The sequence below is a fragment of the Tumebacillus lipolyticus genome (genome assembly GCF_042682745.1).
GTDB lineage: Bacteria > Bacillota > Bacilli > Tumebacillales > Tumebacillaceae > Tumebacillus_A > Tumebacillus_A lipolyticus.
Genome location: NZ_JBHUIO010000005.1, coordinates 921,071 through 941,471 on the forward strand (window position 1 = coordinate 921,071; position 20,401 = coordinate 941,471).

A 20,401-nucleotide genomic window follows, 5' to 3' on the forward strand; every position below is an offset into this window, starting at 1 on the left:
GTTCGATATTCTCCTTCTGCACATCGATCAGCATCCAATGTGCGAAATAGCATCCAATACGAAGGGACTGAGCGATTCGCTCAGTCCCTTTCATACTGCATGGAGAGAAAATCTACCGCCTCTCCCCTACGCCTGTTTTGATTTCCACGTCAGGTAGTCGGCCATCAGTTCGACCGCCACCTCGATCGCCGTTTCGCTCGGCTCGATCTTGGCATGGTGCAGCCCGTACGAAGTCTCTGCGCCGAGCCAGAACAGGAAGCCGGGAATCTCTTCGAGGAAGTAACCGAAGTCCTCACCTGTCATCGCCGGCGGACACTCGATCAGCTCGACCTTGCCCGCCTCGCGCACCCAGCGCATAAACTCGACGGTCAACTGCTCATCGTTGAACACTTGGCAGTAGTTCGACCCATAGTCGATCTTCGCCTGACATTCGAACCCTGCCTCGATCCCCTTTACCAGCGCTTCGATGCGCGACTTGACCTTTTGCATCGAGTCGAGCGACATCGTGCGGATCGTGCCTTCCAGCCTTGCCGTCTCCGCAATGATGTTCTGGCGCGTGCCGCCGGCGATGCAGCCGATCGTCACCACTGCCGAATCGAGCGGATCGACGTTCCGCGCGACGACGCTCTGCAGCTGGGTCGTCAGATGCGCTGCCGCCACCACCATGTCGTTGGCGGTGTGCGGGAACGCCGCGTGCCCCCCTTTGCCCTTCAGGTCGATAAACAGCTCCGACGTGTTGGCAAACAGGATGCCCGGACGCAGCGCGATCGTCCCCACCGGGTATTCGGGCGCGATGTGCAGCGCGAAGATCAGGTCTGGCTTCCACGCTTGCAACTCCTCGCTGGCCAACATCGGCTCGGCACCGCCCGGCCCCTCTTCGGCCGGCTGAAAGATGAAGATCAGATCGTCCTCGATCACCTGCTCGACAAAATGGGTCAGCAGGCCGAGCCCGATCGTCATGTGCACATCGTGCCCGCAAGCATGCATGTAACCCTCATGCTGAGAGCGGAACGGGTACGACGTTTCCTCCTCGATCGGCAGACCATCCATGTCCGCCCGGTAGCCGATGCGACGCTTCGGGTTGCTGCCTTTCACCTTGACCAAGATCCCGGTGCGCCAGGTGCGAATCTCCAAGCGATCCGCCGGCAACTTGCTCAGCTGATCGAGCAGAAACGCCTGTGTCTTGAACTCGTGAAAGCCCGGCTCTGGAATCTGATGCAGCGCTCTGCGGATGTCGACCAAGCGGCTCATTACAGTTGGCGCAGCTCCTGCATGATCTCCGTTTTCGACTTGGTCTTCGCATCGATCTCCTTGATGATGCGCGCAGGTGCGCCCGCGACGACCACGCCTTCCGGAACGTCCTTGGTCACGATCGCGCCCGCCGCGACGACCGCTCCTTTGCCGACGCGCACGCCTTCCAAGATGACCGCGTTCGCCCCGACCACAACATCATCTTCGATGACGACTGGCGTTGCGGACGGCGGCTCGATCACGCCTGCGACCACAGTGCCCGCCCCGATGTGGCAGTTCTTGCCGATCGTGCCACGACCGCCGACGACGACGTTCATGTCGATCATCGTGCCTTCGCCGATCACAGCGCCGATGTTGATCGAAGCGCCCATCATGATCACCGCGTTGTCACCGATCGTCACCTGATCGCGAATCACCGCACCTGGCTCGATGCGCGCTTTGATGTTCTTCATATCGAGCAGCGGAATCGCCGAGTTGCGACGGTCGTTTTCCACCACGTAGTCTTCAATCTTGTCCCCGTTTGCAGCGAGCACCGGTTCGACATCTTTCCAATCGCCAAAGATCACGCCGACGTTGCCCGTCAGAAACGTTTTGATGTTCGCGCCAAAGTCGATGGCGTCAAGCTGGCCTTTAAGATGTACTTTGACCGGAGTTTTCTTTTCGCTCTTCCCAATAAACTCGATAATCTGTTTCGCATCCATCATTTCCATCAAAACCAGTCCCCTTTCCTGCATTACCAATTATCATAGCGCACAGCTTGAAAAAAAGCACCCGGTTACAGGTGCTTATTTCTTCGCTTGATTCCAGTCGGCCAAAAAGCGTTCGATGCCTTGGTCGGTCAGCGGATGCTTGACGAGCGACTCCAACACTTTGAGCGGCAGGGTGCCGATATGAGCGCCTGCCAGCGCCGCCTGATGAACGTGCATCGGGTGGCGAATCGACGCGGCGATGATCTCCGTGTCGATGCTGTGGATCGCAAAGATCTCCGCGATGTCGCGGATCAGCCCGATCCCCTCCACCGAGATGTCATCCAAGCGCCCTAAAAATGGCGAGACGAACGTGGCGCCCGCACGGGCGGCGAGCAGCGCTTGGTTGGCCGAGAAGATCAGCGTGACGTTCGTCTTGATCCCCTGCTTGTGAAAGGCGTGTACCGCCTTCAGCCCTTCTAATGTCATCGGGACTTTGATCACGATGTTTTTGTGGAGTTTGGCCAGCTTCTCGCCCTCCTCCACCATCCCTTTCGCGTCGAGCGAAATCACCTCTGCGGAGATCGGGCCGTCGACGATCTGGACGATCTCTTGAAGCATCTCCAGAAAGTCGCCGCCCTCTTTCGCCACCAGTGACGGGTTGGTGGTGACTCCGGCGATCACGCCGAGCTCTGCTGCACTTTTGATCTCCGCTACATTTGCCGTGTCAAGAAAAAATTTCAAAGCGCTTCCTCCTTTGAAAGACAGCTTACGCGCGGCCGGACGAACCGAACAGGCGCATCTTTTGCTTCACCGTCTCCTTGATCGCTTCACGAGCAGGCTTCAAATATTTGCGCGGGTCGTACGCGTTCGCATCGTTGCCCAGCACTTCGCGGATCACCTTCGTCATCGCGATCTGGTTCTCCGTGTTCACGTTGATCTTCGCCACGCCGAGCGAGATCGCTTTCCTGATATCTTCATCCGGAATCCCAGAGCCGCCGTGCAGGACGAGCGGAGTGGTCGGCAACAGGTCGCGAATCTCTTGCAGGCGACCAAATGCCAGCTCCGGCTTGCCTTTGTAGGGGCCGTGCGCCGAACCGATCGCAGGCGCCAGCGCATCGATGCCCGACTCTTCGACCAGGCGCTTCGCTTCCGCCGGAATCGCCAGCGTCGCATCGCGCTCATCGACCGTCAGATCATCTTCGGTGCCGCCGATGCGGCCGAGCTCACCTTCCACCTCGATGCCGACCGCATGGCACAGGTCGACGATCTCGCGGGAGAGGCGAATGTTCTCTTCCAGCGGGTAGTGAGACGCATCGATCATGATCGAGGAGAAGCCAGCCTTGATGCACTTCATCACCAGGTCGCGGTTCGGACCGTGGTCGAGGTGCAGGATGACCGGAACTTTTGCCGATTCCATCGCGACGCGCGCCATCGCGACGGTGTATTCCAGCCCCATGTACTTGATCGCGCCTTCCGACACGCCGAAGATGACCGGCGATTTTTCCTCGTTGGCAGCTTCGATGATCGCTTGGGTGAACTCCAAGTTGTTCATGTTGAATTGACCGACCGCATACCCGTTTTTGTAGCCGTCGAGCAATACTTCTTTAAAAGATGCAAATGCCATTATGTACCCTCCGTCCTCGAATCGAAATCCAATCTGGTTCTATCCATTACTCATGATACCAAATTACAGAGGGAGTCCCAACATTTTTCTTGCCTCGTCAGGAGTTGCTACCTCGCGTCCCAACTCTTTGGCAAGGCGAACGACGCGCTCGACAAACTGAGCGTTGCTCTCCGCCAGCACGCCTTTCTCATAGTAAATATTATCTTCGAACCCGACTCGAACATGACCCCCGAGCAAGATCGCCATCGTGGAGAGCGGCAGTTGCGAGCGCCCCACGCCTGCGACCGACCAGCTGGCTCCGTCTGGCAGCTGCTTGATCAGATGCATCAGGTTTTCAGGCGTGCCGGGGATCGCGCCGGGCACTCCCATCACAAAGTCGAAGTGCAGAGGCTCGCTGACCAGTCCTTTTTTCAAAAGCCGCAGCGCATTCGTTATCATGCCCACTTCGAAAACTTCAAATTCGGGGCGCACGCCATGCTCCTGCATGACCTGCGCAAAGCGCTCAATATCCTTCGGCGTGTTCATGAACACATCGTCGCCAAAGTTGACGGTGCCGACCGTCAGCGTCGCCATCTCCGGCTTCAAGGTGACCGGCTGCAAGCGCTCTTCTGGCGTCATGCCGACAGCGCCGCCGGTGGAGACCTGGACGATAACCGGACATTTTGCTGCCACCTTCTCGATGATCTGGCGGTAGATCTCCTTGTCCTGCGTCGGCGTGCCGTCGCTCTCCCGCGCATGGACGTGAACGATCGAAGCGCCCGCCTGCCAGCAGCGGTAGGCGCTCTCGGCGATCTCATCAGGCGTGATCGGCAGGTAGGGCGTGTGCTCCCGCGTGACTTCCGCCCCTGTCAGCGCACAGGTGATGATCAATTTCTGCATAGCGAACTGCCCCCTTCCTCTACTCGCTCTTCGCGGTCAACCGCTGCTTGTCTTTCGGCGTGACACAGGTGCCGCGCGCATAGCAGACGAGGATCGGCTCAGCCAGCACGTCGGCTGCCGAAGGGTTGGCCGGGTCGATGTTGCCTTGGATCACCTTATAGGCGTGAAATTCCATCTGACGCGACGTGTTGCCGATCTTGGTGATCTTGCCGTGCGCCTCAATATAATCACCTGCGAAGACAGGCGCTTTAAACTCCACACAATCATAGGCGACAAACAGCCCTTCATCCCCATCCAAGCGAATCAACAGCTCGGTGGCAACATCGCCAAATAGACCGAGCATTCGCGCTCCATCGACAAGATCACCTCCGTAGTGAGCGTCATGTGCGCTCATGCGCAGGCGAATCATAGATGTGTGTTCCATCTTGCTTATTCCCCTCTCTCCATCAACTGCTGGTTGACCGCTTCTCGCAATTCATCGATGTCGAACGGTTTGGTGAAATGAGTGAGCGCACCAAGCACGGTCGCTTCTTTGATCAGATCGAGCTCTCCGTAGGCGGTCATCATGATCACTTTCGTATCAGGTTCGATGTTGCGGATATGTCGAAGAATCTCAAGACCGTCCATGCCCGGGATTTTCATGTCGAGCAATACGAGGTCAGGCTGCTCCTCCTTGACGATCTGCAAAGCGGTCATGCCGTTTGGCGCTTGAAAAATCGAATAGCCTTCTTTGTCCAATACTTCATGCAATAGTACGCGAATCCCATACTGATCATCGACGATCAATACTTTTTTATCCTTGCTGCCCATCGAGTGAGTCCCCTCTCTTCAAATCGTTTCCATGTCAGTTTGATTTCGATTCCCGCATTGAAAATCCTTTTCTTCATTCACTAATAAATGGCTGTTCGTTTAATTTCGACTTTATTCGACAGAAAAATTTTTACAACATTCTGCAAGTTCTGCGCCTTTCGAATGATATGGCGAAAAAGGGAAATTCAGACCGGGCTTGAGAAATAGATAATCACTGACAGACAGCTTGTTGAAGGTCGCTTGTACCTTTTCCACTTTCTTTCATTATGAGAAAACCCTTGCCAGTTCGCAAGGGTTTTGTGCGCTAACGATTATGCTTCTTCCGTCTCTGTTTCCTCGATCGGGTAGGTTTCGATCGCCTTGTCGGTGTACAAGATGCCATCGAGATGGTCGATCTCGTGTTGGAAGACGCGAGCGAAATATCCTTCCGGCTTCATCTCATACGCCTTGCCATCGCGGGATTGGAAGCGCAGGGTGAGCTTTTCATAGCGCTCCACGTTGCCGCGCAAGCCGGGGATGGACAAGCAGCCTTCCACATCGACCACCGAACCTGACTTCTCCACGATCTCCGGGTTGATCATCTCGATCAAGCCGCCAAACTCATCGCCGTAATCGACCACGATCACGCGCAGGGAGATTCCGACTTGTGGGGCGGCCAACCCGATCCCGTTGTAGTCATACATCGTATCTGCCATATCGTCGAGCAATGTGAGGATCTCTTGGTCGATCTTGGTGACCGGCGCTGCGATCTGACGCAACACCGGATGCGGGTCGAGCACAACAGGTCTAACTGCCACTTTCTTTCCCTCCCTTTATTGGTTGCGATCCCAGATGATCCGCAACCCATCGAGCGTCAAATTGTCATCCTGAATCTCGATCTCAAACGACTCCGCAGAGATCAAGGTGGCCAGCCCGCCGGTCGCGATCACTTTAAACGGCAGGTTGAACTCCTTCTTGATTCGCGACACGATCCCGTCCACCTGCCCGGTGAAACCGTACAGGACGCCCGACTGCATCGACGTGATCGTGTTTCGTCCGACGACGCTCGCCGGGCGCGTGATCTCGATGCGTGGCAGCTTGGCCGCATGGCGAAACAGCGCTTCTGTCGAGATGTTGATGCCTGGCGCGACCACGCCGCCCATGTAGTCTCCTACCTCGTTGATCACACAGAAGGTGGTCGCCGTCCCGAAGTCGACGATGATCAGCGGATAGCCATACTTCTCGATCGCACCGACGGCGTTGACGATGCGGTCCGCACCGACTTCGCGCGGGTTTTCATACTTGATGTTCAGCCCGGTCTTCACGCCCGGTCCGATAACGATCGGCTTGTGGCCGAAATATTTGACCGACATCTTTTCCAGCGCAAACATCAAAGGCGGCACGACAGAGGAGATCGCGATGCCCTGAATCTCTCCGACGCTGATGCCCTTGTCTGCCAGCAAGCTCTTGACCAAAATGCCCAGCTCGTCTTCGGTGCGCTCGCGGATCGTCGCAATCCGCCAATGATAGAGCAGCTCTTCATCCTTGTAGACGCCAAGCGTGATATTCGTATTCCCTACATCCAGAACGAGGATCATCATATCTTCTCTTTCTCCCGATTATTTTGCGAGAATGTCTAGCGAGATGTCTAGTGCACGGATCGAGTGCGTCAGCGCACCGATCGAAATGTAGTCGACGCCCGTCTTGGCGATGTCGATGATCGTCTCCTCGGTCACGCCGCCTGACGCTTCGATCATCGCCCGCCCGGCGATCTTTTCCACCGCTTCGCGCATCGTGTCTGGCGTCATGTTGTCGAGCATGATGATGTCCGCCTTCACTTCCAGCGCCTCATCGATCTGCTCCAGCGACTCCACTTCCACCTCCACGCGCATCGTGTGCGGGATCTGATGGCGGGCTGCCATGATCGCCTGCTTCACACCGCCTGCGATCTCGATGTGGTTGTCTTTGATCAGCACCGCATCGAACAGGCCAAAGCGATGGTTGCGCCCTCCGCCGACGACCACCGCATATTTTTCCAAAGCGCGCAGGCCTGGGGTCGTCTTTCTGGTATCGACGATCTTGGCGTTGTAATAGCGCACCAGCTCGACAAACTTCGCCGTGCGGGTCGCGATGCCAGACAGGCGCTGGAGGAAGTTGAGCGCCACTCGCTCTGCGATCAGGATCGAGCGCGCCGAGCCGGCCACCTCCATCAGCGGAGTCCCTGTGGCGACGGCGTCACCATCTTTGACGAGCACGTTCACTTCCAAGGTCGGATCGATCTGATGAAACGCCCTCACCGCCACCTCAAGGCCGGCGATCACGCCCGGCTCTTTGGCGAGCAGCGTGGCGTGGCCCTCCTTATCCTTCGGCACGATCGAATTGGTGGTGACATCACCAGAACCGATATCTTCTTCCAACGCGGCACGCACCGCTCGTTCAATCACACGCTCATCAAGCAGCATGTTAGCACCTCTCTTCGATTACACCAACGTCGCGATGGAAGATGGTGTGTTTCAGCCAGGAGTCTCTTTTTTTCGGGAAATCGTTGCGATGATGCCCGCCGCGGCTCTCTTCGCGGAGCAAGGCGGCCTGCGTGGTCAGCAGGGCGGACGTCAGCAGGTTGATAAACTCCCAGTCGCTCTTCTTGCTGTATGTGTGGGAGAGCATCGGCACGTATTTGCCCAGCTCGGACAGGGCGCGCTCCAGCGATTCGCGGGTGCGCTTGACCCCGACGTAGCGAACCATCACCTTTTGCAGATGCAGGCGGCGGTTGTCGATCTTGTCGATCGGGCTCTTCATCACATGCGCCAATTGCGGCAGCGGCATCGGCTCCCCCGTCTCGCTGTCCAAAAACTCTTCGATGCGCTCGGCGATGCGCTTGCCGAAGACGATCGCCTCCGACAGCGAGTTGGACGCCAGCCGGTTGGCCCCGTGCACGCCGGTGCAGGATACTTCCCCGCAGGCGAACAACCTTCTCACATTGGTTTCGCCAAAAAGATCCGTTTTGACACCGCCCATCACATAATGGGCGGCCGGTGAGACGGGAATCCAATCGGATGTCAGATCGAGACCGTACTGCAGACAGAACTCATAGATCGTCGGGAACCGCGACTTGATCAGCTCGGGCGACTGGTGGGTGATGTCCAGGTAGACGAACGTCGCCTTGGTCTTCTCGATCTCCGAGACGATCGCCCGGGCCACGATGTCGCGCGGTGCGAGCTCGGCCATCTCATGATAGGCGGGCATGAAGCGCTCACCGGCGATGTTTCGCAACAGCGCCCCCTCGCCGCGCAGCGCCTCGGTGAGCAAGAAGCGCGGCGCGCCCGGATAGTTGAGCGTCGTCGGGTGAAACTGGATGAACTCCAAGTCTTGCAGTTGCGCACCGGCGCGATAGGCCATCGCAAACCCGTCTGCCGTCGTGACATCCGGGTTGGTCGTATAGCGATACATGTTGCCCGCGCCTCCGGTGGCAAGCACCGTCGCCCGCGCCTGCAGGTAGTAGAGGCGGTCATCCTTTTGGTAGAGAACCCCTTTGCAGGAGCCGTTCGCCGCGGTGACCAGATCGATGGCGAACGAGTCTTCCAACACGCGAATCCGGCTGTTGTTGCGCACCTGCACCGCGAGGGCGCGAACGATCTCCGCGCCTGTCGCATCTCCGTTCGCGTGCAGGATGCGGCGCCTGCTGTGCGCCGCCTCTCGGGTCAGGGCGAGATGCTCCCCATCCTCCGTGTCAAACTGCGTTCCGAGGCGGATCAGGTCGTTGACCAAGCTCGGACCTTCGTTGACGAGAACTTCCACCGCCTCAAGATCGTTCAGACCAGCTCCGGCCATCATCGTATCTTCTCGATGCAAGTCAGGGGAATCGCCTTCGGCGATGGCCGCGGCGATTCCCCCTTGTGCCCGGTTGGTATTGCTCTCGGTGAGACCCTTTTTGCAGAGGATCGTCACATCCGCATATCGACTGATCTTCAGCGCAGTGTATAGGCCTGCGATTCCGGTACCGATCACCACCACATCGGTATCATGTGTGACAACGTCTTCTGCCTTATAGTTAGCCAGGAATCGTGAGAACATCAGATGTGTAGCTCCTTCGCGATAGCTCGTGGTTCTATCGCTGCTTATTTCGGTACGATCTCAAGCATCCGATCGAGCGAACGGCGCGCTTTTTCGGCGACCATCGGGTCGACTTCGATCTGCGGCTGAAGGGTCTCCAGCGCGCGCACCATCTTTTTGACATTATGAACTTTCATGTTCGGGCAAACCATATAGCGGGATGCGAAATGGAACGTCTTCTCCGGCGATTCTTTCTCCAGCATATAGCGCACGCCCTCTTCGGTGGCGACGATATACTCTTTGAAGTTCGATTCGCGGCAATATTTCAAGATGCCGGTGGTCGAGCCCACATAGTCGGCCAACGCCACCACCTCTGGACGGCATTCCGGATGGACGACGATCGGCGCGCCCGGGTGCTCCGCCTTCAGCGCGTGCACATCTTCCGGCTGCAACAGGTCATGCGTGTTGCAGTACCCCTGCCAGATGATCATCTTCTTGTCGGTGAACTGGGACACGTAGTGCCCGAGGTTCTTGTCGGGAACCCAGATGATCTCATCCGACTCGACCGAGTTGATCACTTTCAACGCGTTGGAGGACGTGCAGCAGATATCGGTCTCCGCCTTCACGTCTGCCGAGGTGTTGACATAGGCGACCACCGTCGCATTCGGATATTCTGCCTTCAGCTTGCGCAGGCCGTCTCCCGTCACCATGTCGGCCATCGGGCAGCCGGAGCGATCGTCCGGCATCAGCACGATCTTCTCCGGGTTGAGAATTTTTGCACTTTCTGCCATGAAGTGAACCCCGCAGAACAGGATGACGTCTGCGTCTGTATCTTTCGCCTTTTGCGCGAGGCCAAACGAGTCGCCAATATAATCGGCTACTTCCTGAACCTCGGCACGCATGTAATAGTGCGCGAGAATGATCGCATTGCGCTCTTTTTTTAACTGAAGCAGCCGTTCTTTGTATTGATCGAGCTGTTCACGATTCGGTGCTGCTTGTAAGGTAGCCATCGCGGACAGTGCCCCCTCCTATAGAAAATGGGCTGATTATGCCTATTTTCTGTCATTCTAACCCTGATCATCTAACGTGTCAATTTGACAAAAATTTGTCACAAAAATTAGAAAGCGCGATCCCAGAGCACCGTTCTTCTACACAGTGTTCCCTGGGATCGCTTTGCAATCTCTAACAAGTCTTGGTCGCTTAGAAGAGCCCGATGATCTTTCCTTCTTCCAGCAGATCCATGTTCATCGCAGCCGGCACTTTCGGCAAGCCGGGCATCGTCATGATATCGCCGGTGATCGCGACGATAAACCCGGCGCCCGCCGAGATGCGCAGTTCGCGAATCGTGATCGTGAACCCTTCCGGGCGCCCCCGCAGGTTCGGATTGTCGGAGAAGGAGTATTGCGTCTTCGCCATGCAGATCGGCAGATGGCTGAGCCCCATCTCCTCGATGCGCTTGAGCATCGTCTGCGCTTTCGAAGTGAACTGCACCCCTTCGCCGCCGTACACATCGCGGACGATCGCTTCGATCTTCTCCTGCACCGTATCCTCTTCGTTGTACAGATACATCAAGGAGCCCGGCCGTTCGTTGACCACTCGCAACACCTGCTCGGCGAGCGCCAGACCGCCATCTCCCCCTCTGGTGAACACGTCGGAGAGGGCGACCGGGATGCCGTTGTCGCGGCACCAGTCGGTGACGATGCGAATCTCTTCCTCGCTGTCTGTCGGAAACTTGTTGATCGCGACGACCGCCGGGATGTTGAACATCTGCACGTTTTCAATGTGCTTGGACAGGTTGGACAACCCGAGGCGAACCGCCTCTTCGTTCGGCGCGCCAAGCGATGCTTTGTCCACTCCGCCGTGCATCTTCAGCGCGCGGATGGTCGCGACGACCACCGTCGCGGTCGGCTGAAGCCCCGCTTGGCGGCACTTGATGTGGAAAAACTTCTCCGCGCCGAGGTCGGCGCCAAACCCCGCCTCTGTCACCACATAGTCGGCCAGCTTCAGCGCCATCTTCGTCGCGATCACCGAGTTGCAGCCGTGCGCGATGTTGGCAAACGGCCCTCCGTGCACCAGCGCCGGCGTGTGTTCGAGCGTCTGCACCAGGTTGGGCTTGATCGCCTCTTTGAGCAGGACGGCCATCGCGCCTTCTGCGCCGAGGTCGGCGACGGTGATCGGCGCTTTGTCGAGGTTGTAGCCGATCACCATCCGCTTCAGCCGCTCTTTCAGGTCTTGCTCATCTTGCGCCAAGCAGAGCACCGCCATCACTTCGCTGGCGACGGTGATGTCAAATCCGCTCTCCCGCGGCACGCCGTTCGCAGGTCCCCCCAGCCCGACGACGATCTGGCGCAGCGCCCGATCGTTCATGTCGAGCACGCGGTTCCACGAGACGCGGCGGACGTCGAAGCGCAACAGGTTGCCTTGGTGGATGTGGTTGTCGATCAGGGCGGCGAGCAGGTTGTGCGCCGACGTGATCGCGTGAAAGTCGCCGGTGAAGTGCAGGTTGATGTCCTCCATCGGCACGATCTGCGAATAACCGCCGCCGGCGGCACCGCCCTTCATCCCAAACGAGGGCCCGAGCGACGGTTCGCGCAGGCAGATCATCGCCGTCTGTTCGGTGTCGGCCAGCAGTTTCCCGAGCGCTTGCCCGAGGCCGACCGTCGTGGTCGACTTGCCCTCGCCAGCCGGCGTCGGCGAGATCGCCGTGACGAGGATCAGCTTGCCATCCTGCTTGTCGGCGAGGCGACGGTAGACGTCCAAGGAGATCTTCGCTTTGTATTTGCCGTACTGCTCGATGTCATCAGCGGACAGCCCCACCGTGGCTGCGATCTCGTGGATCGGTTTCAGCGTGGCTTCCTGTGCGATCTCGATATCTGTTTTCATGCGTTGTTCGGTTGACATAGTATCCACTCTCCTAACTTTCACATGAGGTGATCAGAACGGTCAGATGCTCCAAGAGATTGATCTCAAACGGGGTTGCGTTGCGCCCCTGCGCATCCTTCAGCACGCGCACGACCGGCCGCTGCGGATGGTTGGGGTTTTGGCGGACGATCACGCCCGTCTCGCCAGTGTTCAGCTTGACGGTCAACCCGGTCGGGTAGATCGCCACCGCCTTTAAGAACAGCTCGACGATCTTGCCGTCAAAATGGCCGCCGCATCCCCCGAGCAGGAGCTCAAGCGCGTGATGCGGCAGATGGCCGCTCCGGTAGACCCGGTTGGCGGTCAGCGCTTCATACACGTCTGCCACCGCGGTGATCTTGCCGAAGATGTGCATCTCTTCGCCGCTCAAGCCCCGCGGATAGCCTGTCCCATCGACTCGCTCGTGGTGCTGCAAGGCGACATGTGCGGACAGCGAAGAGATATCATCCTGCTGCCGAAGCATCTCGTAGCCGATCATCGAATGCTGCTTGACCAGCTCGTACTCTTCGTTCGTCAGCTTGCCCGGCTTGTTTAAGATCTCCTGTGGCAGGCGCAATTTCCCAATATCGTGAAGCAGCGTCCCGACGCCTAAGTCGAGCAACTGCTTTTCGGTCAGTCCATACTCCATGCCGATCGCAAGCGAGATCAAGGAGACGTTCACAGAGTGATGATAGAGAAACCCGTCGTTCGTATAGATGCTCGACAGGTTGAGCAGTGCATCCGGCTTGCCTCTCATCTCCTGAAGGATCGTGTCGAACAGGCGGCGGATGCTGCGTCCGCTCACATCCTGTTGAAAATGGCGCGGGTGCTTGCCCGCGCTCATCACGCTTTGCAAGGTTGTGTAGACCAGCTGCAACGCTTCTTGGCGCGTCTGCGGGGAGATCACATCTTCGACGACCACATCTTCGGTCCGCCTGTCCTCGATGAAGACGGAGGTGATCCCTAAGCCTAGCAACCGCTTGATCAGCGCGTCTGACAGCGGCACTCCTTTGGCCAACAGCACAAGTCCTTTTTCATCGAAGAGTGGCTGTGCCAGTCTCGTTTCCGGTGTGATGGTTTGCAATGATGCGAGTCTCATGTTGAAGTCCACCCTTCAAAAAAACACCTGTCGAACAAGCGACAGGTGTTTTCTAACGTCTCCAGTTTTACTGCCCGTTATTCTCGTCGTCCTTTTGCTCTGCTTCCCCATCTTTTTCAAGGTTCGGCGTGGACTCGGAGGTGATGTTGACCGTCATGCCCGGCACCGAGCCGTCCGGCAGCACGCCCTTCTCCATCAGGGAATCGATCGTCTCTTTGTCGATCGTCTCCTTTTCGAGAAGAACGTTGGCCAAAAGCTCCAGTTGGTCGCGGTGGATGGTCAACACTTCTTTGGTCTTGTTGTAGCACTGGTCGACGATGCGGCGCATCTCCTTGTCGATCTCCAGCGCTACGGCGTCAGAGTAGTTCTGATCGGACGCGATGTCGCGACCGAGGAACACGTTGCCGCCCTGACGGTGACCGTACTGCAGATTGCCGAGCTGGTCGCTCATCCCATACTCGGTGATCATGCGGCGGGCAATATCGGTGACGCGCTCCAAGTCGTTGTGAGCGCCGGTGGAAATCTCGTTCAACACGATCTCCTCAGCGACACGGCCGCCGAGCAGTCCGGAGATCTTGTCGTACATCTCCGAGCGAGTCATGAAGAAGCGGTCTTCGCGCGGGATCATCACCGTGTAGCCACCCGCCATACCGCGCGGTACGATGGTGACCTTGTGCACTTCATCCGCATGCTCAAGGTGGTAGCCGACGACAGCATGGCCCGCCTCGTGGTAGGCGACCAGCTTGCGCTCATGCTCGGACATCACGCGGCTCTTCTTCTCCGGCCCCGCGATGACGCGGTCGATCGCTTCGTCCACCTCTTGCGTATCGATCAGCTTCTTGTCTTTGCGGGCTGCGAGCAGCGCCGCTTCGTTCAGCACGTTCTCCAGATCGGCACCGGTGAAGCCAGGGGTGCGTTTCGCGATCGCCCCGAGCGGGATGTCGTCGGAGATCGGCTTGTTGCGAGCGTGCACTTTCAGGATCGCTTCCCGGCCCTTCACGTCCGGGCGGTTGACCGTGATCTGACGGTCGAAGCGGCCTGGGCGGAGCAGTGCCGGGTCGAGGATGTCAGGTCGGTTGGTCGCCGCGATGATGATGATGCCTTCGTTCGCACCGAAGCCGTCCATCTCGACGAGCAATTGGTTGAGCGTCTGCTCGCGCTCATCATGTCCGCCGCCGAGCCCTGCGCCGCGGTGACGACCCACCGCGTCGATCTCGTCGATGAAGATGATGCACGGCGCGTTTTTCTTCGCCGTCTCGAACAGATCGCGCACGCGGGAAGCCCCGACGCCGACAAACATCTCCACAAAGTCGGAGCCTGAGATCGAGAAGAACGGAACGCCCGCCTCGCCTGCGACGGCGCGCGCGAGAAGCGTTTTCCCCGTTCCGGGCGGCCCGTTGAGCAGGACGCCTTTCGGGATGCGAGCGCCGAGGGCTGCGAACTTGCGCGGGTCCTTCAGGAAGTCGACAACTTCGACCAGCTCGTTTTTCTCCTCGTCCGCACCTGCGACATCTTCGAAGGTGACCTTTTTCTTCTCCTCGTTGTAGAGCTTCGCGCGGCTCTTGCCAAAGTTCATCACTTTGGAGCCGCCGCCCTGCGCTTGGTTCATCATAAAGAAGAACAGAACGAAGATGACGATGAACGGGACGATCGTGGTGAGGAAGGAGAACCAGATCGACTCTTTCTGCGGCTCGTTGATCTTGACGTTGGCAGCCTTCAGCTCATCGTTCAACTGCTTGGAGAACTCCTCGCTGAACAGCGCGCGGGTGATGAAATCCTCCGCCTGGCCGCTGTCGCCCGTCATCTTGCCTGTGAGCTTCAAGGTGAGACCTTCGCTCGTCACGCTCAGATCCTTGATCTCGCCCTTCTCTACCTTTTGAATGAACTTGTCATACGTGATCTCCAGCCGCTCTTGCTTCTCACCTGTGATGAAGTTGACAATCCCCACGGTGATCAGGAAGATCAGCAAATAAAAACCGGCATTGCGGAAAAATCTGTTCATTCCTTACCTCCTCTCGGCACCCCTGGTACCACATTCGCCCGATTCGCGTTTAGGATTGATACACTTCAGGTTTCAAAACCCCAACATAGGGAAGGTTGCGATATCGTTCCGCAAAATCAAGCCCGTAACCTACGATGAAGTGATCAGGCACGGAGAATCCGAGATAGTCGGGAAGAATCTCAACTTTGCGGCGCTCCGGCTTGTCGAGCAAGGCTGCGACTTTGACCGAAGCGGCGTTGCGCTGCAACAACAGGTTTTTCAAATAATGCAAGGTCAGACCCGAGTCGATGATGTCTTCCACGATCAACACGTGCCGCCCTTCGATGCTCTTGTCTAGGTCTTTGATGATCCGAACGACCCCGGTGGACTCGGAGGACTTCCCATAGCTTGAAACGGCCATGAAATCGAACTCCACCACCCTGTCGATTCGCTTGACCAGATCGCTCATGAACATCGCAGCACCCTTGAGGATGCCGATGACGAGCAAATCCTGTCCCTCAGTATCGCGGGTGATCTGCTCTCCGAGCTCGCGCACCTTGGCGGAAACCTCGTCTTCGGTGAAGAGGATCTCTTGCACGTCTGTATGCATTGGTTCACGTACCCCCAAAGAAAGTTTAAGAGAGTCGCTCCGCCCGGAGGATGAGCGTCTTTTGCGTCTTGTTGGTGACTTGCGCCTGCTGTCCCCGCCGAACCCCGATCACCCATTCGACCTTGTCATCAATGCAAAGAAGCGGCCAAGCGCTGCGCTTCATTTTGGGCACTTTGGCGTCAACAAATACATCGCTGATCAGCTTGCTACCTTGCAGACCGAGCGGTTGAATTCGATCACCCTTTTCCCATGTGCGTATGTATATGCAAGAGCCGGACAATTGATCAGCGTCGAATTGGGCTTCCCATGCATCGGTCGGACGAGGCGGCACACCGCGTGTCACTTCGACCTGCACCCGAAGATCAAAACCAGAAGGTTCCACCTGTAGGTTCAACGTGCCTTCCAATAATTCCTTGTCAAACACAAAACGCGCAGGCGGGATGCTCGCTTCAACCGCTGAGCTCGGTTCGATGACGCTCACCGAGGCGATCGCATATTCTCGCCTCAACTGCACGCCGCCGGGCAGGTACAACCTAGCACTTGGCGAGCTGCCAGTCAACAGCGCACGGATGTTTTCGATATGTACTTGCTCCCACTGTATGGTATGTCCGCACAGATAATATAATATTAGTGTAATTACTCGTCGTTGTAAAGGAAGCGCGCTCCCGACAAAATGTTCACAATTGACTTGAACAGATCTGCTTCCGCGCGTCGTCACACACTCCGCAAATCGCTCCGCCGCCAAACGCTCCAAAAACTGCTCATCTTCGCGCGCCAGATCGGACAGCTGAAGCAGCGCTGCCTTCACGCCCCCGTTGTATTCGCGCATCAGTTCGGGAAACAGCCGCAATCGTATCTTATTGCGCAAGTATTTCACTGTTGAATTGGACGCATCCTCTCGGTGGTCGATCTGATGCGCTCCGGCGTATGTTTCGATCTCTTCCCGCCAGATTTTGAGCAGCGGGCGCACATACTCGACGCCCTGCTGGCTGCGCTTGACCGCGATGCCCCCCAAGCCCCGCGTGGAGGTGCCGCGCAGGATGCGCATCATCACCGTCTCCGCCTGATCGTCCGCATGGTGCGCGGTGACGATCTTGCCGTATCCGCCTCGCTCAGCCGTCTCCCGCAGGAATGCGTAGCGCGCCTCCCTCGCCGCCGCTTGGATCGAGAGCTTCTGCGCCTCTGCCAGCGCCCGCACATCGACCTCGCCGAGATGAAAGGGCAGCCGATGTCGCCTCGCGAGCGCTTCGACGAAGCGGGCGTCCGCCTGCGACGCCTCGCCGCGCAATCGATGATCGACATGGGCGACGCCCAGCTCGTAGCCCCACTCTGCGCGCAGCCTGATCAGCGCGTCGAGCAGGGCGCAGGAGTCCAAGCCGCCGGAGACGGCGACCAGCAGTCGATCTCCGCTTGCGAACAGCGAGTTGCGCCTGATCCCCTCACCGATTTTTGCGAGCAAGGATACCCCTCCAGTCCGTCCGAAGCACCGAGCCTGCGAGCACCAGCCCCGCCGAGATCGCCGAGGCGATCAGCATCGTCTGCGTCCCGCGGGACAGGCCTTCCAGATAATCGCCCATCACAAACTCCCGCATCGTCGCCATCGCCGACGACCCGGGCACGAGCGGCACGATGCCGCCGACGACAAACACGGTGACCGGCATCAGCACCTTGCGGGCCAGCTTCTCGCTGAGCGCGCCGACGAGCACACCGCCAAAAAAGGCCGCATAGACGGGCGAGCTCCACAGCTGCAGCGCCAAATATTGCGTCAGCCACGCCCCGAGCCCGACCAGACCGACGAGCAGCAGCGCCTTTTTCGGCACATGGTAGAGGATCGCATAGCAGACGGTCGCCGAAAAGGCAAATCCCAGCTTGATCAACAACATCCAGTCGATGCTCATCTCAGCTCACCACCCCATGCACGCGAATGGCCAGCACGACGGCGACCGCCGCTGCGATCGCAAAGGCGATCAGAAACGCCTCCGCCGCTCGGGCGAGACCGGCGAGCAGTTCCCCCGCCATCAGGTCGCGCACCGCGTTGGTCACCGCCACCCCGGGCACGAGCGGAATCACCGCACCGATGATCGCCGCTTCAAAATTGGTCGCGACCGACACGACCACCCCGAGGACGGCGACCGAGACGCCGACAAACGCGGCGAAGAAGATCCCGAGAAAATAGGGCACCCGCTCCGCCAGGATCCCGAGCACAAAGTGGGAGATCCAGCCGCAGAACGCCCCGACGACAAACTCCGCCCAGCCCCCGTTGAACAGCACGGCAAACGCGCCCGAGGCGAACGCAGACGCCAAGTGCTGATAGCGCAGGCGATAGGTCTGCTTCGTCTGCTCGATCTTGTCCAGCGCCGAAAACACTTCCTCAACACTCACCTGCCCCCGCGCATAGCGGCGGGAGAGATCGTTTACCATGTGCACTTTCGACAGGTTGATCCCCGACGATCCGGTGACGCGGCTCATCCCCGTCCGGGTCGCCTCCCCCTCGCGCTCGACCGAGATGAAAATCCCCGTCGGCGTCACAAAGCTCTGCACCTGATCGACACCGTAAGCGACTCCAAGCCGCGTGATCGTATCCTCAACTCGCGAAGTCTCCGCTCCGCACCTCTGCATGATCATGCCCGCTCGCAGGCACAGATCTAGCGCTTCTTCCAAACTTTTGCTCATCGACGCTCATCCTGTCTCTTAAAAAATCGTTTTCACAGAGTTCGCGCTCAGCGTCTGGTTTCCTTCCGCCGCCTACAAAAAGATCAAACAGAAGACCCCGACCAGCGTGGCGGCCGAGCAGATGAGCAGCCAGTCGCTAAAATCGCGCGGCGCATCGGCTGCCTTTTCCTGTCGCTCCTTGTTCAGGCTCGCCTCCACCAGCAGCATCAGCCGCTCCCGAAAGCGTCCCACCGTCGTCACGCGTCCGCTCCACACCGCCCGCAGCAACTCCTGCCACGGGGCGAGGCGCGGGTCGGACATCGCGCTCTGCAGGAGCAAGGAGAAGTTGGGCGTCGACATCGCCGACAGCTTTTGGCACAGGTCGGGCGCGAGCAGGGCGACCACCATCATCGTCAGGGCGAACAGATCGTACGACGCTTCCGCTCGGCGGCTGCCCTGCCCCCACCACGCCCGGTCATACCACTCGGTGTACTCCTTGACACCCCGCCCAAACGGGGTCACACCGCCAAAGTCGACCAGCCGCACGCGACCGCTCTGCTCATCGACGAGGCAGTTTTCCACCTTCAGATCGCCAAAGCAGTAGCCGAGCTGATGCAGCCGCTCCAAAAACGTGCACACCTGCAGCATCAGCACCGCCGCCCAGTGCCGGCCACGCCGTTGCAAAAAAGGGGCGAGCGAGCTGCCGCGCACCTGCTCCATCACATAAAAAAACGCCTTGCCGCGCTTCGTGTCCACATCGTCCAAGTCAAAGACGAGCGGCCCGAGATCGAAGCCCCGAGCCACCCCCTGCAAGTTTTGCAATATCTTGTGTTCCAGCGCGATGTCGCTCGACGCGGAAGATACTTTCAGCGCGAGTCGATCGCCGCTTCCCGCCTTCACCGCGTAGACCTCTCCGTTGGCGCCGCGCCCGAGCAGACCTTCCACAACATAGCGCTGCCCGTTCCACTTTCCGCAGATCGGCACGCCAGCGCGAAAGAGCGGTTCAGACGACATAGGCTGCCATGTCGCCATCGCGCTCATCCTCGCCACGTTGGTTGTTCGTCGCCAGCCTGTCGCCGGCGAACAGCTCCAGCGCCCGCTCGATGGCAGGTCCTGTCGGGGTGCCGCCCTGCGCGCGCAAAGCGTCAGACAGCCGGCTCAGCTCGGGCGTTCCGCTAAAGCTGGTGACCAGGCGGACATCCTCTGTCGCAGAGCCGGGAAAGGTGAAGATCGCCACCTGATGCGACCCTTTGCGCACATCGAGCCCGATCTGCAAATCGCGAATCGCCTCCCGCACCGCCGGCAGCTTTTCGTGCATCGACGCCGATGTGTCGATCAGCAGGACGAGCTTGAGCATCGCCTCATCGCTCAGGCGATCGACCATCTCCGCCACCTCGGTGCGCCGCTCGGGCGGCAGACCTTCCGCGTCGGTGCCGATCAGCTGCTTCAGCTCTTGGCTCACCACCTGTTGAATCGTCATCTGCATCGTGTGCTTTGTCATCATATGCATCGTCATCGCCAGCTGCTTCGCCTCCACGATTCGCGACAGCCCACCGCCCGCTTCGGCGATCGCCTCCGCTTCTCGCCGCCCGGCCGACCCGAGGTCTCCGCCGTCCACAATGCCGATCACATTGATCGCGACGCCCGCCGTGCGCGCCATCCGCGCCACCTGAACCGGATCGCTCCCCTTGTTGGAGCAACCGTCTGTGATCAACAGAATCTGCTTCATCTTCATCGACTTCCACATGATCTCAACCCCTCACCTCTGCATGTTACTTTCCATCCTTGCCCGATTTGATACGTCCTAATCAACATTTCAGCCCGCTCGCACGCGCGAAAAAAGGGCTTCTCTTCTGAGAGCCCTTTCCGGTCGTAT

Annotated in this window: 21 protein-coding genes; all 21 read right to left on the reverse strand. The window is 58.5% G+C overall.

From position 1 onward, the window contains the following. Positions 1-126: 126 nt before the first annotated feature. Positions 127-1,251, reverse strand: a complete 1,125-nt coding sequence (locus tag ACFSOY_RS09520; protein ID WP_386045999.1) for an N-acetyldiaminopimelate deacetylase — start codon at positions 1,249-1,251, stop codon at positions 127-129. Further along, on the reverse strand, positions 1,251-1,961 hold the full coding sequence (dapD, locus tag ACFSOY_RS09525; protein ID WP_386046001.1) for a 2,3,4,5-tetrahydropyridine-2,6-dicarboxylate N-acetyltransferase: 711 nt from the start codon (positions 1,959-1,961) through the stop codon (positions 1,251-1,253). The genes ACFSOY_RS09520 and dapD overlap by 1 nt, the downstream gene beginning before the upstream one ends. 75 nt (positions 1,962-2,036) lie before the next feature. Continuing rightward, positions 2,037-2,681, reverse strand: a complete 645-nt coding sequence (gene fsa / locus ACFSOY_RS09530; RefSeq protein WP_386046003.1) for a fructose-6-phosphate aldolase — start codon at positions 2,679-2,681, stop codon at positions 2,037-2,039. Positions 2,682-2,706: 25 nt separating this feature from the next. Then, on the reverse strand, positions 2,707-3,564 hold the full coding sequence (fba, locus tag ACFSOY_RS09535; RefSeq protein WP_386046005.1) for a class II fructose-1,6-bisphosphate aldolase: 858 nt from the start codon (positions 3,562-3,564) through the stop codon (positions 2,707-2,709). A 63-nt stretch (positions 3,565-3,627) separates the two neighbouring features. Next, positions 3,628-4,443 (reverse strand): 3-keto-5-aminohexanoate cleavage enzyme, encoded by an 816-nt coding sequence (gene kce / locus ACFSOY_RS09540; RefSeq protein WP_386046007.1) that lies wholly within the window; start codon positions 4,441-4,443, stop codon positions 3,628-3,630. 19 nt (positions 4,444-4,462) lie between these two features. After that, a complete protein-coding gene (kal, locus tag ACFSOY_RS09545) occupies positions 4,463-4,867 on the reverse strand; it encodes a 3-aminobutyryl-CoA ammonia lyase (RefSeq protein WP_386046009.1) in 405 nt (134 codons plus the stop codon). A 5-nt stretch (positions 4,868-4,872) separates the two neighbouring features. Beyond that, positions 4,873-5,253, reverse strand: a complete 381-nt coding sequence (locus ACFSOY_RS09550; RefSeq protein ID WP_386046011.1) for a response regulator — start codon at positions 5,251-5,253, stop codon at positions 4,873-4,875. Positions 5,254-5,564: 311 nt separating this feature from the next. Further along, the gene (gene def, locus ACFSOY_RS09555) at positions 5,565-6,050 is read right to left on the reverse strand and encodes a peptide deformylase (protein WP_386046013.1); all 486 of its coding nucleotides are present in this window, start codon (positions 6,048-6,050) and stop codon (positions 5,565-5,567) included. Between the two features lie 15 nt (positions 6,051-6,065). Next, positions 6,066-6,830 (reverse strand): type III pantothenate kinase, encoded by a 765-nt coding sequence (locus tag ACFSOY_RS09560; RefSeq protein ID WP_386046801.1) that lies wholly within the window; start codon positions 6,828-6,830, stop codon positions 6,066-6,068. Positions 6,831-6,851: 21 nt separating this feature from the next. Beyond that, positions 6,852-7,694, reverse strand: a complete 843-nt coding sequence (nadC, locus tag ACFSOY_RS09565) for a carboxylating nicotinate-nucleotide diphosphorylase (RefSeq protein ID WP_386046015.1) — start codon at positions 7,692-7,694, stop codon at positions 6,852-6,854. A 1-nt stretch (position 7,695) separates the two neighbouring features. Then, on the reverse strand, positions 7,696-9,306 hold the full coding sequence (nadB, locus tag ACFSOY_RS09570; RefSeq protein WP_386046017.1) for an L-aspartate oxidase: 1,611 nt from the start codon (positions 9,304-9,306) through the stop codon (positions 7,696-7,698). Between the two features lie 44 nt (positions 9,307-9,350). Beyond that, positions 9,351-10,295: a quinolinate synthase NadA gene (nadA, locus tag ACFSOY_RS09575; protein ID WP_386046019.1), complete on the reverse strand. Its 945-nt coding sequence runs from the start codon at positions 10,293-10,295 to the stop codon at positions 9,351-9,353. Between the two features lie 190 nt (positions 10,296-10,485). Next, entirely contained in the window at positions 10,486-12,186 is a 1,701-nt protein-coding gene (locus ACFSOY_RS09580; protein WP_386046022.1) for a formate--tetrahydrofolate ligase, read from the reverse strand. A gap of 13 nt (positions 12,187-12,199) precedes the next feature. Beyond that, positions 12,200-13,282, reverse strand: coding sequence for an HD-GYP domain-containing protein (locus ACFSOY_RS09585; protein WP_386046024.1), 1,083 nt, complete (start codon positions 13,280-13,282; stop codon positions 12,200-12,202). A gap of 67 nt (positions 13,283-13,349) precedes the next feature. Next, positions 13,350-15,284, reverse strand: coding sequence for an ATP-dependent zinc metalloprotease FtsH (gene ftsH, locus ACFSOY_RS09590; protein WP_386046026.1), 1,935 nt, complete (start codon positions 15,282-15,284; stop codon positions 13,350-13,352). Between the two features lie 49 nt (positions 15,285-15,333). Continuing rightward, complete coding sequence (gene hpt, locus ACFSOY_RS09595) at positions 15,334-15,873, reverse strand: hypoxanthine phosphoribosyltransferase (RefSeq protein WP_386046028.1); 540 nt, start codon at positions 15,871-15,873, stop codon at positions 15,334-15,336. Positions 15,874-15,898: 25 nt separating this feature from the next. Continuing rightward, the gene (gene tilS / locus ACFSOY_RS09600; protein ID WP_386046030.1) at positions 15,899-17,332 is read right to left on the reverse strand and encodes a tRNA lysidine(34) synthetase TilS; all 1,434 of its coding nucleotides are present in this window, start codon (positions 17,330-17,332) and stop codon (positions 15,899-15,901) included. Beyond that, a complete protein-coding gene (locus ACFSOY_RS09605; protein ID WP_386046032.1) occupies positions 17,313-17,771 on the reverse strand; it encodes a threonine/serine exporter family protein in 459 nt (152 codons plus the stop codon). Before ACFSOY_RS09605 ends, tilS begins: the two co-directional genes overlap by 20 nt. 1 nt (position 17,772) lies before the next feature. Continuing rightward, positions 17,773-18,546 (reverse strand): threonine/serine exporter family protein, encoded by a 774-nt coding sequence (locus ACFSOY_RS09610; protein ID WP_386046034.1) that lies wholly within the window; start codon positions 18,544-18,546, stop codon positions 17,773-17,775. A 72-nt stretch (positions 18,547-18,618) separates the two neighbouring features. Beyond that, positions 18,619-19,557 (reverse strand): protein kinase domain-containing protein, encoded by a 939-nt coding sequence (locus ACFSOY_RS09615; RefSeq protein ID WP_386046036.1) that lies wholly within the window; start codon positions 19,555-19,557, stop codon positions 18,619-18,621. After that, positions 19,529-20,272: a vWA domain-containing protein gene (locus tag ACFSOY_RS09620; RefSeq protein WP_386046038.1), complete on the reverse strand. Its 744-nt coding sequence runs from the start codon at positions 20,270-20,272 to the stop codon at positions 19,529-19,531. Before ACFSOY_RS09620 ends, ACFSOY_RS09615 begins: the two co-directional genes overlap by 29 nt. Between the last annotated feature and the right edge of the window lie 129 nt (positions 20,273-20,401).

Bases quoted from the DNA above. Each gene is read 5' to 3' on its own strand.
- ACFSOY_RS09620 (WP_386046038.1), bottom strand. From the start codon at position 20,272: ATGTGGAAGTCGATGAAGATGAAGCAGATTCTGTTGATCACAGACGGT.
- ACFSOY_RS09585 (WP_386046024.1), bottom strand. From the start codon at position 13,282: ATGAGACTCGCATCATTGCAAACCATCACACCGGAAACGAGACTGGCA.
- dapD (WP_386046001.1), bottom strand. From the start codon at position 1,961: ATGGAAATGATGGATGCGAAACAGATTATCGAGTTTATTGGGAAGAGC.
- ACFSOY_RS09605 (WP_386046032.1), bottom strand. From the start codon at position 17,771: ATGAGCATCGACTGGATGTTGTTGATCAAGCTGGGATTTGCCTTTTCG.
- nadC (WP_386046015.1), bottom strand. From the start codon at position 7,694: ATGCTGCTTGATGAGCGTGTGATTGAACGAGCGGTGCGTGCCGCGTTG.
- ACFSOY_RS09550 (WP_386046011.1), bottom strand. From the start codon at position 5,253: ATGGGCAGCAAGGATAAAAAAGTATTGATCGTCGATGATCAGTATGGG.
- ACFSOY_RS09560 (WP_386046801.1), bottom strand. From the start codon at position 6,830: ATGATCCTCGTTCTGGATGTAGGGAATACGAATATCACGCTTGGCGTC.
- ACFSOY_RS09520 (WP_386045999.1), bottom strand. From the start codon at position 1,251: ATGAGCCGCTTGGTCGACATCCGCAGAGCGCTGCATCAGATTCCAGAG.
- ACFSOY_RS09615 (WP_386046036.1), bottom strand. From the start codon at position 19,557: ATGGCGACATGGCAGCCTATGTCGTCTGAACCGCTCTTTCGCGCTGGC.
- kce (WP_386046007.1), bottom strand. From the start codon at position 4,443: ATGCAGAAATTGATCATCACCTGTGCGCTGACAGGGGCGGAAGTCACG.
- ACFSOY_RS09610 (WP_386046034.1), bottom strand. From the start codon at position 18,546: ATGAGCAAAAGTTTGGAAGAAGCGCTAGATCTGTGCCTGCGAGCGGGC.
- hpt (WP_386046028.1), bottom strand. From the start codon at position 15,873: ATGCATACAGACGTGCAAGAGATCCTCTTCACCGAAGACGAGGTTTCC.
- nadB (WP_386046017.1), bottom strand. From the start codon at position 9,306: ATGTTCTCACGATTCCTGGCTAACTATAAGGCAGAAGACGTTGTCACA.
- nadA (WP_386046019.1), bottom strand. From the start codon at position 10,295: ATGGCTACCTTACAAGCAGCACCGAATCGTGAACAGCTCGATCAATAC.
- kal (WP_386046009.1), bottom strand. From the start codon at position 4,867: ATGGAACACACATCTATGATTCGCCTGCGCATGAGCGCACATGACGCT.
- fba (WP_386046005.1), bottom strand. From the start codon at position 3,564: ATGGCATTTGCATCTTTTAAAGAAGTATTGCTCGACGGCTACAAAAAC.
- ftsH (WP_386046026.1), bottom strand. From the start codon at position 15,284: ATGAACAGATTTTTCCGCAATGCCGGTTTTTATTTGCTGATCTTCCTG.
- ACFSOY_RS09580 (WP_386046022.1), bottom strand. From the start codon at position 12,186: ATGTCAACCGAACAACGCATGAAAACAGATATCGAGATCGCACAGGAA.